This is a genomic window from Nonomuraea sp. NPDC050783, from assembly GCF_040802095.1.
GTDB lineage: Bacteria > Actinomycetota > Actinomycetes > Streptosporangiales > Streptosporangiaceae > Nonomuraea.
In genome coordinates this window covers 258502-272630 of sequence record NZ_JBFAHK010000011.1, presented here as the reverse complement: position 1 = coordinate 272630, position 14129 = coordinate 258502, and the positions used below count along the sequence as shown (strand labels likewise).

15 protein-coding genes and 1 pseudogene are annotated in these 14129 nt (G+C 73.0%); 10 read left to right on the top strand and 6 right to left on the bottom strand.

The window, feature by feature from the left end; genetic code table 11:
* The first annotated feature begins 9 nt into the window (after positions 1-9).
* The 5 genes and pseudogenes from AB0H75_RS28435 to AB0H75_RS28415 all read left to right on the top strand — a co-directional run.
* Positions 10-1395 carry an ABC transporter substrate-binding protein gene (locus AB0H75_RS28435; RefSeq protein WP_367801286.1) on the top strand — a complete coding sequence of 462 codons (1386 nt, stop codon included), beginning with the start codon at positions 10-12 and terminating at the stop codon, positions 1393-1395.
* A complete protein-coding gene (locus tag AB0H75_RS28430; protein WP_367801284.1) occupies positions 1392-2168 on the top strand; it encodes an ABC transporter permease in 777 nt (258 codons plus the stop codon). Before AB0H75_RS28435 ends, AB0H75_RS28430 begins: the two co-directional genes overlap by 4 nt.
* Positions 2165-2911, top strand: a complete 747-nt coding sequence (locus tag AB0H75_RS28425; protein ID WP_367801282.1) for an ABC transporter ATP-binding protein — start codon at positions 2165-2167, stop codon at positions 2909-2911. Before AB0H75_RS28430 ends, AB0H75_RS28425 begins: the two co-directional genes overlap by 4 nt.
* Positions 2912-5617 (top strand): fumarate reductase/succinate dehydrogenase flavoprotein subunit, encoded by a 2706-nt coding sequence (locus tag AB0H75_RS28420; RefSeq protein ID WP_367801280.1) that lies wholly within the window; start codon positions 2912-2914, stop codon positions 5615-5617.
* A gap of 371 nt (positions 5618-5988) precedes the next feature.
* Positions 5989-6366 (top strand): annotated as a pseudogene (locus tag AB0H75_RS28415) (DUF6461 domain-containing protein); the annotation flags it as partial.
* Between the two features lie 6 nt (positions 6367-6372).
* Here the strand turns inward: AB0H75_RS28415 and AB0H75_RS28410 are convergent.
* Positions 6373-6972, bottom strand: a complete 600-nt coding sequence (locus AB0H75_RS28410) for a TetR/AcrR family transcriptional regulator (protein WP_367801278.1) — start codon at positions 6970-6972, stop codon at positions 6373-6375.
* A gap of 235 nt (positions 6973-7207) precedes the next feature.
* Here AB0H75_RS28410 and AB0H75_RS28405 point away from each other — a divergent pair, with 235 nt between their 5' ends.
* Positions 7208-7642 carry a DUF6463 family protein gene (locus tag AB0H75_RS28405; RefSeq protein ID WP_367801276.1) on the top strand — a complete coding sequence of 145 codons (435 nt, stop codon included), beginning with the start codon at positions 7208-7210 and terminating at the stop codon, positions 7640-7642.
* A gap of 31 nt (positions 7643-7673) precedes the next feature.
* Here the strand turns inward: AB0H75_RS28405 and AB0H75_RS28400 are convergent, their stop codons facing one another.
* Together AB0H75_RS28400 and AB0H75_RS28395 are read right to left on the bottom strand one after the other, a co-directional pair.
* Complete coding sequence (locus AB0H75_RS28400; protein ID WP_367801274.1) at positions 7674-7985, bottom strand: hypothetical protein; 312 nt, start codon at positions 7983-7985, stop codon at positions 7674-7676.
* A 45-nt stretch (positions 7986-8030) separates the two neighbouring features.
* Positions 8031-8360, bottom strand: coding sequence for a hypothetical protein (locus AB0H75_RS28395; protein WP_367801272.1), 330 nt, complete (start codon positions 8358-8360; stop codon positions 8031-8033).
* Between the two features lie 157 nt (positions 8361-8517).
* On the opposite strand from AB0H75_RS28395, the gene AB0H75_RS28390 reads away from it, so the two are divergent.
* Positions 8518-8769: a hypothetical protein gene (locus AB0H75_RS28390; protein ID WP_367801270.1), complete on the top strand. Its 252-nt coding sequence runs from the start codon at positions 8518-8520 to the stop codon at positions 8767-8769.
* A 38-nt stretch (positions 8770-8807) separates the two neighbouring features.
* Here the strand turns inward: AB0H75_RS28390 and AB0H75_RS28385 are convergent, their stop codons facing one another.
* On the bottom strand, positions 8808-9221 hold the full coding sequence (locus AB0H75_RS28385; protein ID WP_367801268.1) for a VOC family protein: 414 nt from the start codon (positions 9219-9221) through the stop codon (positions 8808-8810).
* Between the two features lie 88 nt (positions 9222-9309).
* Positions 9310-9621 (bottom strand): DUF6355 family natural product biosynthesis protein, encoded by a 312-nt coding sequence (locus tag AB0H75_RS28380; protein ID WP_367801266.1) that lies wholly within the window; start codon positions 9619-9621, stop codon positions 9310-9312.
* A gap of 244 nt (positions 9622-9865) precedes the next feature.
* Between AB0H75_RS28380 and AB0H75_RS28375 the strand changes: the two genes are divergently transcribed.
* On the top strand, positions 9866-10108 hold the full coding sequence (locus AB0H75_RS28375; RefSeq protein WP_367801264.1) for a hypothetical protein: 243 nt from the start codon (positions 9866-9868) through the stop codon (positions 10106-10108).
* 13 nt (positions 10109-10121) lie between these two features.
* Positions 10122-10388 (top strand): hypothetical protein, encoded by a 267-nt coding sequence (locus tag AB0H75_RS28370; protein ID WP_367801262.1) that lies wholly within the window; start codon positions 10122-10124, stop codon positions 10386-10388.
* A gap of 39 nt (positions 10389-10427) precedes the next feature.
* Here AB0H75_RS28370 and AB0H75_RS28365 read toward each other — a convergent pair whose 3' ends face one another.
* A complete protein-coding gene (locus AB0H75_RS28365) occupies positions 10428-12383 on the bottom strand; it encodes a BTAD domain-containing putative transcriptional regulator (RefSeq protein WP_367801260.1) in 1956 nt (651 codons plus the stop codon).
* 288 nt (positions 12384-12671) lie between these two features.
* On the opposite strand from AB0H75_RS28365, the gene AB0H75_RS28360 reads away from it, so the two are divergent.
* Positions 12672-14126: an amino acid adenylation domain-containing protein gene (locus tag AB0H75_RS28360; RefSeq protein ID WP_367801258.1), complete on the top strand. Its 1455-nt coding sequence runs from the start codon at positions 12672-12674 to the stop codon at positions 14124-14126.
* Positions 14127-14129: the final 3 nt, after the last annotated feature.

Below are 14129 nucleotides of genomic sequence, written 5' to 3'. Positions count from 1 at the left end.
AAAGCGACCATGCGTACCGTTCTGGCGGCCCTCGCCCTCGTCGCCGCCGCCGGCTGCTCGGTGGCCGGGGCGGCGGGCAGCACGGGCAAGACGAAGCTGGTCATCGGTTACCAGTCGAAGACCATCAACACGGTCACGGCGGGCACGCTGCTGCGCTCGCTCGGCTACCTGGAGAAGCGGCTCGGCGACAAGTACGCCGTCGAGTGGCAGGACTACGACACCGGCGCCCCCATCACCGCGAAGATGGTCGCCGGCAAGATCGACATCGGCTCGATGGGCGACTACCCGCTGCTGATCAACGCCTCCCGCACCTGGGACATCCCCGCCGCGCGGACCGAGCTCATCTCCACCACCGGCTACAACCTGCGCGGCGGCCTCAACATGGTCGTGGTGCCGCCCGGCTCCACGGCGCAGACCCTGGCCGACCTGAAGGGCACCAAGGTCTCGGCCAGCGTCGGCTCCGCCGGGCACGGCACCCTGGTGCAGGCGCTGGAGAAGGCCGGGGTCACCGGGGTCGAGGTGGTCAACCACCAGCCCGCCGTCGGCGCCTCGCAGCTCGAGTCGGGCGGCGTGCAGGCGTACGCGCAGTTCGTGGCCTGGCCCGGCCTGCTGGTCTTCCAGGGCAAGGGCCGCCTGCTCTACGACGGCTCCGCGCTGGACGTGCCGACCTTCCACGGCGTGGTGGTGCGCCAGGCGTACGCCAAGGAGCACCCCGACGTGGTGGACGCCTTCCTCAAGGCGCAGATCGACGCCACCCGCTACCTGCACGAGCACCCGCTGGCGGCGGCCCGGTCCGTGGCCGAGGTCACCGGCCTGCCCCCCGAGGTCGTCTACCTCTACAACGGGCCCGGCGGCATCTCCACCTTCGACGTCACCCTCAAGCCCCAGCTCCAGGCGGCGCACGAGCACGACGTGCCGTTCCTGAAGCGCATCGGCGACGGCTTCGGCGGCGTCGACGTCCCCGCCTTCGTCAACGACTCCTACCTGCGCAGGGCCTACGGCCCGGCCTACGACAAGGACGTGGCCTCCACGGCGAACCCCGCCAGGATCACCGGCACCGACCCCGTGTGCGGCCGCGCGGTCGAGGACCCGGCAACCGCGTCGGAGCTGTGGCTCGACGGCGCCGCCACGACGCAGCCCGCCGCCACCCCCACCTGCCTGCTGCGCCAGGTCGCCGCCGCCGGGTCCGCGGTCCGTGCCGCGTACGTCCCCGACACGGTCACCGGCACCCGCTGGTTCGCCGACCACGCGGTGTGGCTGAAGGAAGGAGCCGACTTCCTGCCCTTCACCACGCGGGACGGCGCCGCCGCCTACCGGGCCGGCCATCCGAAGGCGAAGCCGGTCACGTACGAGGCCGCACTCAAGGAGGCCGCGCTCAAGGAGGCCGGCGCATGACCGGGAGATGGGTCGTCAGGGCGGGCTCCGTGCTGGCGGCGGCCGGGCTGTGGCAGGCGCTCACCGCCACGGACGCCCGGCTGTGGCTCAGGTTCGACCGGCTGCCCACCCTCGACGAGATCGCCGGCGAGGCCGTCCGGCAGCTCGCCACCCCGGTCTTCGCGCTGGACCTGCTGCAGAGCCTGATCCGCATCCTCACCGGGTTCGGCCTGGCCACGGTCGCGGGCATCGCGGCCGGCATCGCGCTCGGGCGGTCGGCGCGCACCAGGGACGTGCTGCTGCCGCTGCTGGAGGCGGTCCGCCCGATCCCGGCGATCGCGCTCGTCCCGGTGGCGATCCTGCTGTTCCCCACCGACGAGCAGGGCATCGTCTTCATCACCTTCGTGGCCGCCTTCTTCCCGATCCTGGTCAGCACCCGGCACGCCGTCCGGGCGCTGCCCACGCTCTGGGAGGACGCGGTCAGGACGCTCGGCGGCCGGCGGCTGCACGTGCTCGGGCACGTCGTCCTGCCGGGGATCCTGCCCGGCGTGTTCGGCGGGCTGTCGGTCGGCATGGGGGTGTCGTGGATCTGCGTGATCTCCGCGGAGATGATCTCCGGCGAGTTCGGCGTCGGGTACCGGACGTGGCAGGCGTACACGCTGGTGGACTATCCCGGGGTGATCGTCGGGATGCTCACCATCGGCCTGCTCGGCTGGCTGACCTCGGCCGTCGTGGAGCTGGCCGGGCGGCGGGTCACCCGCTGGCTGCCGAGGGCCCAGGACGGCGCGTCATGACCGCCGTGGTGCCCGGGGTCCGCACGGCACCCCCGGCCGGGCTCGGCTTCGCCCTAGAGGGGCTGTCCCTGGGCTACGGCCGTGACCTGGTCGTGCGCGAGGTCGATCTGCGGATCGTGCCGGGCGAGGTGCTGGTCGTGGTGGGGGCGTCGGGCTCCGGCAAGTCCACGCTGCTGCGGGCGCTGGCGGGGCTGCTGCCGCCGGCCGGCGGGGTCGTCCGGGCCGACGGCGCCGAGGTCACCGGCACCTCGGCCGAGCGCGCCATGGTCTTCCAGGACGACGGGCTGCTGCCGTGGCGGAGCGTCCTGCGCAACATCGAGCTGCCCCTGCGCATCCGCGGGGTGGGCCGGCGGGAGCGCGCCGCCGCGGCGCGGGAGTGGGTCGAGCGCGTGGGCCTGTCCGGTGCCGAGGACAAGCTGCCGCGCGAGCTGTCCGGCGGCATGCGCCAGCGCGTGCAGCTCGCCCGCGCCCTCGTGGCCGCGCCGCGCGCGGTGCTGATGGACGAGCCGTTCGGCGCGCTCGACGCCCAGACCCGGGCCCAGATGCAGCACCTGCTGCTCGACGTGCTGCGCGACACCCAGGCGACGGTCGTCTTCGTGACCCACGACGTGGACGAGGCGCTGCTGCTCGCCGACCGGGTCGCGGTGCTCGGCGGCCACGGCGTCCGCGCGGTGTTCGACGTACGCGGGACCGGCGAGCACCAGCACGCCGGGCTGCGCGACAGGATCGTGAAGGAGCTGTAGATGGAGATCCCTGCGATCGAGGACCGCCTGCACCTGGAGTGCGACGTCCTCGTCGTCGGTGGCGGGACCGCCGGCACGATGGCCGCCATCACCGCGGCCGAGCGGGGCGCGCGCGTGCTGCTGCTGGAGAAGGCGCATGTCCGCCACAGCGGCGCCCTGGCCATGGGCATGGACGGCGTCAACAACGCGGTCATCCCGGGCAAGGCCACCCCCGAGGACTACGTGGCGGAGATCACCAGGGCCAACGACGGGGTCGTCAACCAGAAGACGATCTACCAGACCGCCACCAGGGGCCACGACATGGTCCGGCGGCTGGAGCGCTACGGCGTCAAGTTCGAGAAGGACGAGTACGGCGAGTACGCCGTGCGCCGCGTCCACCGCTCGGGCAGCTACGTGCTGCCCATGCCGGAGGGCAAGGACGTCAAGAAGGTCCTGTACCGGGTGCTGCGCCGGCGGGACATCCGGGAGAGGGTCCGCATCGAGAACCGGGTGATGCCGGTCAGGGTGCTCATCTCCGGTGGCCGGGCGGTCGGCGTGGCGGGGTTCGACACCAGGTCCGGGCGTTTCGTCACGGTGAGCGCCGGCGCGGTCATCCTCGCCACCGGCGCGTGCGGCCGGCTCGGCCTGCCCGCCAGCGGCTACCTGTACGGGACCTACGAGAACCCGGCGAACGCGGGTGACGGCTACGCCATGGCCTACCACGCGGGGGCGGAGCTCAGCGGCATCGAGTGCTTCCAGATCAACCCGCTGATCAAGGACTACAACGGCCCGGCCTGCGCGTACGTGGCCAACCCCTTCGGCGGCTACCAGGTCAACAACAAGGGCGAGCGGTTCGTCGACTCCGACTACTGGTCGGGCCAGATGATGGCCGAGGTCGCCGCGGAGATCGCCTCGGCCCGCGGCCCGATCTACCTCAAGCTGACCCACCTGCCGGAGGAGTCGGTCGCGGCGCTGGAGAACATCCTGCACACCACCGAGCGGCCCACGCGCGGCACGTTCCACGCCGGGCGCGGCCACGACTACCGCACCCACGACGTGGAGATGCACATCTCGGAGATCGGCCTGTGCGGCGGCCACTCGGCCTCCGGGGTGTGGGTGGACGAGAACGGGGCGACGACCGTCCCGGGCCTGTACGCGGCTGGCGACCTGGCCTGCGTGCCGCACAACTACATGATCGGCGCGTTCGTCTTCGGCGACCTGGCCGGCGCCCACGCCGTCGCCCACGCCGTCGCGCCGCCGGACACGCTGCCGGAGGACCAGATCGCCGACGCCCACGCCCTGGTCTACCGGCCGCTGCGCCATCCGGACGGGCCACCCCAGCAGCAGGTCGAGTACAAGCTGCGCCGCTTCGTCAACGACTACGTGACGCCGCCCAAGACGGCCGCCAAGCTGGAGCTCGCCCTGGAGTCCTTCGAGCGGATGCGCGAGGAGATCGCCGGGATGGGCGCGCGCACCCCGCACGAGCTCATGCGCTGCGTGGAGGTCGACTTCATCAGGGACTGCGCCGAGATGGCGGCCCGCGCCTCGCTGACCCGCACCGAGAGCCGATGGGGCCTGTACCACGACCGGGCCGACCTTCCCGCCCGCGACGACGCCGCCTGGCTCTTCCACCTGAACCTGCGCAGGCGCGGCGACGGCGCCATGGAGTTCGTCAAGCGCCCCGTGGAGCCCTACCTGGTGCCCGTCCCCGAGTTCGCCCCGCCGGCCGCCGCCGAGCCGGTGTCGCTGGGCGCGCACACCGCCACCACCGTGCGGCGGGCCGCCACCACCCGCGCCGGCCGGACCGTCGTCGGCCGCTCGCCGCGCATCCTGGAGCTGCACCGGCTCGCCGAGGAGCAACCCACCGCGGCGCGGCTGGCGCCCTACCTGTCCGACCCCGACCCCAGGGTCAGGCGGGCCGCCATCGCCACGCTCACCGAGATCGTCCCCGACGGCGCGGACGCGGCGCTGGTGGCCGCGCTCGGCGACGCCCACGGCACGGTGCGGCGGGCCGCGGCCACCGCCCTGAAGGAGCTGGTCGAGGTCCTGCCCGCGACGGCGGAGCTCGGCGCCGCCCTCGCCGGCCGGCTCGACGGCGAGGACGCCGTGGTCCGGGCGTGCGCGCTCGACGTCCTGCGCGCCCTCCGGCTCGGCGACCGCCGGACCTTCGCCGCCGGGCTGGCCGACGCCGACCACCGGGTACGCATCGAGGCGATCCGCGGGCTGGTGTCGCTGGACGAGGCCGATCTCGTGGCCGCCGCCGCCACGGACCCGTCGCGGGAGGTCCGGGTGTGGACGGCCAGAGGGCTGGGCCTCATCGGCAAGCCGTCCGCCGCGCTGGCCGCCCTCGCCGCCGACGCCGACCCGCTCGTCCGCGCCGCCGCGCTGGAGGCGTCCGGGGCGGCGGGGGCCCCGCTGGAGATCGAGGCGGCGCGGGCCGTCCACGACCCCGACTGGCAGGTACGCGTCGGAGCGGCCCGCTGCCTGGCCGCCGCGGACGCGGACGTGGCGGCGGGGCCGCTCGTCGGAGCGCTCTCGGACGCCAACCTCGACGTGCGCAAGGCGGCCGTGCTCGCCCTGTCGCGCTGGGCGGACCGGCCGGAGGTGGCCGCCGCGCTGCGTGCCGCCCTGTCCGACTCGGACGCCGACGTCCGCGCCCACGCCCGCGGCGCCCTCGCCGGTGAGAGCCGGCCCCGGGCCACGGAGGAGGACGGCGCCCTGGCGTGACGACGCTCGCCGCCGGGGCCCCGCGCCCCGGTGGGTGCTCGCGTACCGGCCCCGCACCTCATGCGGTGGCACCGGTCGTGCTCGTGCGACTTCATCGTGCCGGCCACAGCCTGCCCTTTCTCGCGCCGGACACTGGTCCCGTGGCGGCGACCATCGCAGAGTCCCAGGGAGCTCGCTGGGAGCGATACTTGATCTCTCAGCCTTGGTCGAGCTGGAAGGCAGGAAGATGCCCGTCCCGGATCCCGCCGGCTATGCGTGGCTGATGTCCGACGAGTTCCCCCACTGGACGACCGGGTTCTGCGTCACCTTCATCTCGGAGATGTCGCCTGACTGGGTAGAGGACGCCCTGCGTACACGCCGGTGGCGCCGGGTCGATCATGTTCGAGAGCGGAGGGTACGGCGGCATGATGCATGACGTGATCCGCCGCCTTTCGCGTGGCACAAGGGTTGTCGTGGTGCTGCGGGACTTCCTGGTGAACGCCCAGCTCGCCTATGCGGTGGATGGCGAGACGGTCACCGTGTTAGATGTCCATCTCCCCGGTGAGCGCCTGGGCCGGTCCCCCGACGCGCTCAATGATCACCTGACGGCGGTCGGCCTGCTGCCGGCGTACGAGTACGTGTTCGACGAGGACGCGGTGGCCACCGCTGTGACCGGGGTGCGGTTCGACCGGAGCCACATGGGCGTCGGGCCCCACGCGGTATCGCTGGCGCACCTTTACGAGAGCGATGCCGCCTGGCGCTTCGCCTGACTCCGGTCAGTCGTGTGCCGGGGGCAGGAGGCCGGCGACCAGGGTGCGCAGGGTGGCCAGGGCCTCGGGGGCGTTGACGCGGTCGGGGGCGAGCAGCCACTGCTGGTGGATGCCGATGCCGGCGCCGATGAGCGCGACGGCCAGGGGCTCCGCCGACAGGCCCGGCGGCAGCGGCAGGCGTTCGAGCCAGCGCCTGCAGTGCTCGCGCAGCGTGTCGTGGATCTCGATGTAGCGGTCGCGGATGGGCGAGCCCGGCTCCAGCGCCTCGACCAGCAGGGTGACGAAGAGCTTGGTGGTCGGGAGGGCGAACATCGCGCCGACCCCGCGTTCGAACGGCTCGAAGCCCGGCTCGCCCGACCCGGCTCCGGGTGCGGGTACGGCGGCCAGGCCGTCGCGGAGCCCGGCCACCGAACGTTCGAGTACGGCCAGCAGCAGGCCCTCCTTGCTGCCGAAGTGCCACGGGATGGAGCCGCGGCTGATGCCCGAGCGGTGGGCCACGTCGTGGAACGTCGTCTGCCGGTAACCCTTCTCGGCGAACAGCTCGGCGGCGGCGTTGAGGATCAGCTCGCGGCTCTCGTTGCTGGTCTGCTCCCGTCGCGTCGTCACGCCACCTCCTCTGTGCCGGGGATCTCATCCTATGTTGAGCGACATAAGAGCAGGGCTTTCCGAGCGGGTTCGCCGTGTCGCCGGGCGCGGGCGGAGCTCGCCGGCCAACGGCTATGCCGGATAACAGGGCGTATGTTCGTCGATATAGCCTATGTTGGTCAGCATAGAAGTATCGGACGTGTGATCGTGCCGCGCGCGAGCCGGCGAACAGTCACCACCACGGACAGGAGAGCGCATGAACGCCAGGACCAGGAAGCGGCTGCTGCGGTGGGCGAGCGGGATCATGGTGGTGCTGGGAGCCGGGCACCTGTCCTTGGCGGTGGTGATCGCCTGGGAGGACGTCGCCGGCTGGGCGGGCCGGGGCCTGTGGGCGGCCGTCCCGCTCGACTTCTCCCTCACGGCCGTCGCCTCCCTGCGGAACGCGGTCACCTTCTGGGCCGGCCCCGGGAGCTTCGCCGTCCCTCTGGCCCTGCTGGGGTGCCTGGTCTGGCGCCTCGCGGGCCGAGGGGTGGCCGTGCCTGCCGGGATCGGCTGGGGCCTGGCGGCGTGGTGCGGGGTGGGAGGCGTCCTGCTGGTGCCGTCCCCGTACTTCGCCGGGACCGTCGCGGGGCTGCTCGTCGTGGTGGCGGCGCGGGGGCAGGGCCATCCGGAACGTCCGGGCCCGGCGTGACGCCCCTCGCCCGCCGCGCTCGGGCCACGACTCATCCGCCGAAGTCGTGGGTGAGGTAGGTCCAGCCGTGGCCGCGCCGGTTGTCGTTCTCGCCGTACTGGTCGATCAGCGTGGCGTGGTGCTCCGCCAGGTCCTTGCTGTGCGCTCGTGCCAGGTCGCGGAGCCCGGTGTTCGCCTGCTGCGTGGGGCAGTGCTGTCCCAGGCGGTGGTTCAGGTAGTGGATCCCCACCGCCGTCTCCTGCGCCTCGTAGTACCCCGACGACGGCCCGGACGGTCCCGGCGCCGGATCGCAGGCACTCGTGGAGCCGGCGACTGCCAGCGCCACGGCCGTTCGTTTCCTCATGTCCGGTCCCCTCCGCCGGTGCCTCCCGCAGCTCAGGACGGGTCGCTAGAAGTCGACGTCCCCGAACAGCTTGTCCGGGGTGGCCCAGGTCGCCTGAACCCCGGTGTTCAGCTCGTCGAAGGTGATGCCCTGGATGTGACCCTGGAGGTCGAAATTCCCGGTGTAGCGCCCCTTGCTGTGGGACGACCACGGCGCCCTGAAGGTGATCTGGGTCTGGGACACCCGCGCGTCCTCGATGGTCACGGTGTTGTTCCCGTGCTTGATGGTGCCGTCGATGAAGCCTTCCTTGTCCTGGTTGAACACGTTGACGTCCAGCACGGTCCCGCCCTGCTGGATGATCCGCCACGGTCCCCTGACGTCCTTCAGCAGCGTCATGGTGAGCCTCCTGTGGGGAAGAGGGGCCGGTCGCCCTCCCTTTCCCCGCCAGAATGCGCCGCCCGTGGCGCCCGAGCCTGAGTACCCCCTTACTCACATCGTGATCGGAAGCCGGAAAAGGCGCCGAGGGTGGCGGGTCCCGGCGGATGATGGGACTGTGAAGGGGCCGGGCGACCCGCTGGAGGAGATCGTGGAACAATCCGAGCTGAACACGGACATGATCCTCGTCGCCGTGCGGGACTACGGATTCGCGGCCTACGACGTCCTGGTCAAGGAGTTCCCGTCGGACGTGGTGGTCGCGGAGTTCACGAAGGCGGCCAGGGCGGGCCTCACCAGCTTCGGCGTGGGGGTACACCTGGCGTCGCTGACGGACAAGGGACGCGAGCGTCTCGACTCCCTCACCACATAGCGCGCACCCCGTGACGGGGTCCGTTCGTCCGTGGCGGATCAGGGTCGCGGGCTCAGGAACTCCAGCCTGTTGCCCAGGTTGTCGAAGGCGTAGAAGCGCCGGTGCCCCGGGAAGCTGTCGTCCCAGGTGATCTCCACGCCGTGCGCCTCCAGCCGCCTGGCCAGGGCGGTCAGATCCCCGACCAGGATGCCGGGGTGCGCCTTGCGGGCCGGCCGGAAGTCCTGCTCGACCCCCAGGTGGATCTCCAGCCGGTCGGCGCGCACCCACAGCCCGCCGCGTGCGGCGAGGGCCGGCGGCTTCCGCAGCTCGGTCATGCCCAGCACCTCCACGTAGAAGCGGCGGCACTCGTCCTCGCTGCCGGGAGGAATGGCCAGCTGCACGTGGTGCAGACCGAGGCCGTACCCGGAGGTGGCGGCCTCGGTCGTGTCGCGGGGAAGGCCCGGTGTCGTCATGGAAGGCTCCTGTCGCCGGTTTCCTCCTCCCTCTCATGAGGGCCGGGGATCCGGCAAGGCCCGCCACGCCCGTCCGGCGGTGGCCAGGTCAGCAGGTGGAGCCCTTGTACCAGGCGTAGCGGACGTCCGAGGTGGAGCCGAGGTAGGTGCGCCCCGGAGGGACGCACCTGTCGAAGCCGGGCAGCCCGAGGTGCCGTTCGACGCGGATCCAGACCCAGACGCTGGAGTTGCAGTGGTTGTAGTAGGCGCCGAAGGCGTCGGGGTCCCAGCCGCAGGCGGCCACCCCGACCTCGGGCGGGCTGCCGGTGCTCGCGGCGGTGCCGGCGTACGCCGGCGCGGTGGTCAAGGCCAGGGCGGCCAGCGTCCCGCCGATCGCTTTGAGGATCCGTGTACCCAACATGTGCTCTCGCCCCTTCGAATGGTGCCGGGATCACCTCAAACTATTGAGACGGACGTCCCCTCGATCCACTTCAGGTCCTGCCAAAAGCCGAACGATTGCTGCCAATCGTCTTGTACGAGTGAGGGGCGGCGGTGGACGGTTCGCGCGGAATGTCCGGGTAATGCCCGGTCAATGGCCTTCTGATGGCATGTCGGCCCTGCTCATAATCGCTGGAGTCTCCCGCATCTGGACATCGGAGTGCAGCATGGGCAGAGCATTACTGGCCACCGGCCTGGTGGCGATCGGCCTCGCCTGCGGATCGGCCGGGGGAGCCGCCGCATCCGCCTCCGCGGAAGCCGCGGTATGGCACCACTACAACTTCTACGGCTCTCTCGACGAATGTACGCGCGCCGGCAAGTACCTCGTCGCGACGGGAGCGTACCGGGCGTGGGCCTGCGTGGATTCGGGCCAGCAGATCACCCCGTGGGACCTGCGGGTCCTGGACTGACGGTGAGGCGGAGATGATGAGGAAACTGTTCGCGGCCGTTCTGGTGGCCCTCGGGCCGGGGCTCGGGCTCGCTCTCGGGACGGCGGGCACGGCCGGCGCCGCGTCGACCTCCGTCGAGGAGCGGTCGTTCGCCGTCTGGTACACCTACGACTATTACCTGCTCGAAACCGAGTGCGACCGCATGGGCAAGACGCTCGTCGCGACCGGCCAGGTCATCGCGTGGACGTGCATCCCCGCGCAGGCGCCGCACTGGCCCTGGGCGCTGCGCGTCCTGGACTGACCTGGCCCGGTGCCGGAGGAGGCCCCGCCCGGCATCGGGTCAGATCACGGGCTCGGGCTCGGGTTCGGGCTCGGGTTCGGGTTCGGGTTCGGGCTTGGGCTCGGATTCGGGCTCGGGACCGGGCTTCCGCGCGTCCCGCCGCTGCCAGGCCCTCAGCGCGGCCAGCGCGCGGGCGCGGGCGGGCTCGCTCTCCTCGGCCCGGGCGCGCTCGCGGGCGTACTCGCCCATCAGGTCGTGGAGGGCGTAGCGGCCCGGCTCGCTCTCCTCGACGAGGTGCGCGGCGGCCAGCCGGCCCAGCAGGTGGTCGGCCTCCGCCGGCGGCGCGCCGCAGAGCGCGGCGGCCGCGCCGGCGGTGAACGTGGGCGCGGGGACGAGGCCGAGCAGCCGGAACAACCGCCGCGCCGGCGGGTCCAGACGGCGATAGGACAGGTCGAACGCGTTGCGCACCGCCGTGTGCGGATCCCCGTTGACCGCCAGCGAGGACAACCGGGTGCCGGTGAGCCGGCGCAGCTGGCCGGCGATGCCTCCGCCGGGCCGGACGAGGATGCCGGCCGCCGCGATGCGCAGCGCCAGCGGCAGGTAGCCGCAGGCCCTGGCCAGCTCCCGGGCGGCGTCCCGCTCGGCCGCCAGGCGCTCGCCGCCGAGCAGCCTGCCGAACAGCGTGCCCGCCTCGTCAGGGGCCAGCATGCCGAGCGGGACGGGGACCGCGCCGTCCCGGGCGACGAGGCCGTCCAGGCGGTCCCTGCTGGTGATCACCGTGGCGCAGCGCCGGCCACCGGGCAGCAGCGGGCGGACCTGCTCCTCGCTGCCGGCGTCGTCCAGGATCACCAGGACCCGCCGGTCGGCGAGCAGGCTGCGGTAGGCGGCGCTGGCCTCCTCCTCCGAGCCAGGTACGCGCTCCGCGGGCACACCGAGCCCCCGCAGCAGTTGCCCGAGCGCCTCGATCGGCCGCAGCGGCCGCGCCGGCGAGTGGCCGTGCAGGTTGACGTAGAGCTGGCCGTCCGGGAACCGGGAGTGATTGCGGTGCCCCCAGCGGACGGCGAGCGCCGTCTTCCCGACCCCGCCCCCGCCCGTGATCATGGAGATGGCCGCCGTGTCACCGCCCGCCGCGACCGCGTCCAGGAGGCCGAGCTCGGCCTCCCGCCCGGTGAACTGGCCCGGCTCCGGCGGCAACTGCGCCGGGACCTCCGCCTCGGCCGGGACGGAGAGGGCGGGCGACCAGGCCGCGGGAACGTTCCCTCGCAGGATCCGCTGGCGTAGCTGCCGCAGCTCTGGGCCGGGGTCCAGGCCCAGCTCGTCGATGAGGCGGCGGCGGGTGCGTTCGTACCGTTCCAGGGCGTCCACCCGGCGGCCCGCCCGGCACAGCGCCAGCATGAGCAATCCGACCAGGCCCTCCCTGAAGGGGTGCTCCGCGACGAGCGAGACCAGCTCGGGCACCAGCCCCGGGTGCCGGCCCGCCCGCGTCTCGATGTTCAGGCACTCCTCGGTGACCGCCAGCCGCTCCTCGCCGAGGGCGTCGCGCAGCCGGTCCAGCAGCCCGCCGCCGGAGACGCCCGCCAGCGGCTCTCCCCGCCACAGCGCCAGCGCGCGCCTCAGGCCGGCGGCCTGCGCGTCGTCGGTCTCCAGGGCCCGCGCCCTGGCGACCGCGCTCCTGAACTCGTGCACGTCCACCTGCTCGGCGGCGAGTTCGAGCAGGTAACCCTGCGGGTGGTACACGATCGTGACGCCGCCCCCGGCCAGGGCCGGCCGCAGCCGCGAGACGTACCCCTGCACCAGGCCCTTCGCGCCGGCCGGGGCGTGCTCCCCCCACAGCCCCTCGATCAGCCGCGCCACCGACACGACCCGGCCCGCCTCCAGCGCCAGCAACGCCAGCACCGCCCGCTGCCGCGGCGGTCCGAGCGGGATCTCCTGGCGGCCGCGCCACGCCTGCACCGCTCCCAGCAGTCCGATCTTCAGTACGTGGTCGAGGCCCGAAAGTTCTAATTCGCCTGGCATATCGCTCCCCGTCTGACACGTCGTGGCTACAGGCCGCCACACGGAAGACACGAGACGCAGTCCAGTGGAAATCCTGACGGACTCCAGCCCCCGTACTACGCCTTGCGGCACTCTGAACGCGTTCTCGGGGCTTCATTCGAAGTCGAATGAACGTGGGATGAAAATACGCCGGTTCCCGCCGGGCCGGCGCGGAAAGAGGCAACCTTGTTCCCTCCGCACCTCCCTTCGCACCTCCCTTCGCACTTCTCTTCGCACTTCCACCCGCGCTTCCCTTCGCACGACGACGACGTGTCGCGGGACTTCGCCGGCGCGGTCAGCCGCCATCCCGAACGCCCGGCGATCGCGTACGACGGCCGGACCCTCACCTACACCGAGCTGCACGCGTGGGTACGCGCGACCGCCCGGCGGCTCGGCCCGCGTCCCGGAGCGGTCGGGGTGCTGACGTCGCGGTCGCCGGCGACCGTGGCCGCCCTGCTCGGGACGCTGGCGGCGGGCGGGACGTACGTGCCCGTCGATCCGGCGTACCCGGAGCCGAGGCGGCGGGCGCTGCTGGCGGCGAGCGGCTGCGCGACGGTGATCACCACCGACCCGGCGGCGCCCGCCGAAGCCGCCCCGGCGGCCGGACCGGACGTGGTGCGCGTGGCGGGGGACGAACCGGCGTACATCCTGTTCACCTCCGGCTCCACCGGCGCCCCCAAGCCCGTGGTGGTCCCGAGGCGGGCCATCACCACCGCGACCCGCGCGCTGCGCGAGCTGTTCGGCCTCACCCCCGGCGACCGCGTCCTCCAGTTCGCCTCGCTGAGCTGGGACACCTGCCTGGAGGAGATCCTGCCCACCCTCACCGCGGGCGCGACGCTGGTCTTCCACGAGCACGCCCACTCGGGATCGTTCCACCGCATGCTCCGCATGATCGCCGCCGAGCGGATCACCGTGCTGGACCTCCCGTCGGCGTTCTGGCACGAGCTGGTGCGCCACCTGGTGGACGAGCGGGCCACGCTGCCCCCGTGCGTCCGGCTGGTCGTCATCGGCGGGGAGGCCGTGAGCCCGGCGCGGCTGGCCGACTGGCGCGCGCTCGCCACCGGCGGGATCCGCCTGCTCAACACCTACGGATGTACGGAGACCACGCTCATCACCCACGCCGTGGACCTGCACGGCCCGGCGGCGGCGGCCGGGGCGGCGGGGGAGCGGGTGCCGATCGGGCGCCCCCTGCCGCACGTCAGGCAGCGCCTCGGCGAGGACGGCGAGCTGCTGGTCGGCGGCCCGTCGCTGGCGCTGGGCTACCGGGGCCTGCCGGAGGCGACCGCGGAGCGCTTCGTCGAGCTGGGCCCCGAGCGGTACTTCCGCACCGGCGACCGGGTCGCCCTGGCCGCCGACGGCACGCTCGTCCACCAGGGCCGGCTCGACCACGAGCTCAAGATCCGCGGCATCCGGGTCGATCCGGGCGAGGTCGAGGCGCGGATCTCCGGCCATCCGCGGGTGGGCGCCGTGGCGGTGGCGGGCGTCACCGTCGCCGACCACACGACGCTCGCGGCCTACATCGTCCCGGCCCCGCCCGCCGGCGGCGACGCCACGCCGGCGTCCGACGCCGCGCTGGCCTCCGACGTCCGCGACTACCTGAGCGGCCTCGTGCCCCGCCATCTCGTCCCCAGCCGGATCACCGTCGTCCCCGAGCTCGTCTACACGGCGAGCGGAAAGGTCGACCGGGCCGGCTCGCACCGGAGATACGCCTCCACCACCGTTTGAGGG

What these genes read in the sequence shown, in the direction of transcription:
- AB0H75_RS28420 (WP_367801280.1), top strand. Translation starts at nt 2,912, where the DNA reads ATGGAGATCCCTGCGATCGAGGACCGCCTGCACCTGGAGTGCGACGTC.
- AB0H75_RS28370 (WP_367801262.1), top strand. Translation starts at nt 10,122, where the DNA reads ATGATGAGGAAACTGTTCGCGGCCGTTCTGGTGGCCCTCGGGCCGGGG.
- AB0H75_RS28405 (WP_367801276.1), top strand. Translation starts at nt 7,208, where the DNA reads ATGAACGCCAGGACCAGGAAGCGGCTGCTGCGGTGGGCGAGCGGGATC.
- AB0H75_RS28430 (WP_367801284.1), top strand. Translation starts at nt 1,392, where the DNA reads ATGACCGGGAGATGGGTCGTCAGGGCGGGCTCCGTGCTGGCGGCGGCC.
- AB0H75_RS28435 (WP_367801286.1), top strand. Translation starts at nt 10, where the DNA reads ATGCGTACCGTTCTGGCGGCCCTCGCCCTCGTCGCCGCCGCCGGCTGC.
- AB0H75_RS28400 (WP_367801274.1), bottom strand. Translation starts at nt 7,985, where the DNA reads ATGAGGAAACGAACGGCCGTGGCGCTGGCAGTCGCCGGCTCCACGAGT.
- AB0H75_RS28385 (WP_367801268.1), bottom strand. Translation starts at nt 9,221, where the DNA reads ATGACGACACCGGGCCTTCCCCGCGACACGACCGAGGCCGCCACCTCC.
- AB0H75_RS28380 (WP_367801266.1), bottom strand. Translation starts at nt 9,621, where the DNA reads ATGTTGGGTACACGGATCCTCAAAGCGATCGGCGGGACGCTGGCCGCC.
- AB0H75_RS28365 (WP_367801260.1), bottom strand. Translation starts at nt 12,383, where the DNA reads ATGCCAGGCGAATTAGAACTTTCGGGCCTCGACCACGTACTGAAGATC.
- AB0H75_RS28375 (WP_367801264.1), top strand. Translation starts at nt 9,866, where the DNA reads ATGGGCAGAGCATTACTGGCCACCGGCCTGGTGGCGATCGGCCTCGCC.
- AB0H75_RS28425 (WP_367801282.1), top strand. Translation starts at nt 2,165, where the DNA reads ATGACCGCCGTGGTGCCCGGGGTCCGCACGGCACCCCCGGCCGGGCTC.
- AB0H75_RS28395 (WP_367801272.1), bottom strand. Translation starts at nt 8,360, where the DNA reads ATGACGCTGCTGAAGGACGTCAGGGGACCGTGGCGGATCATCCAGCAG.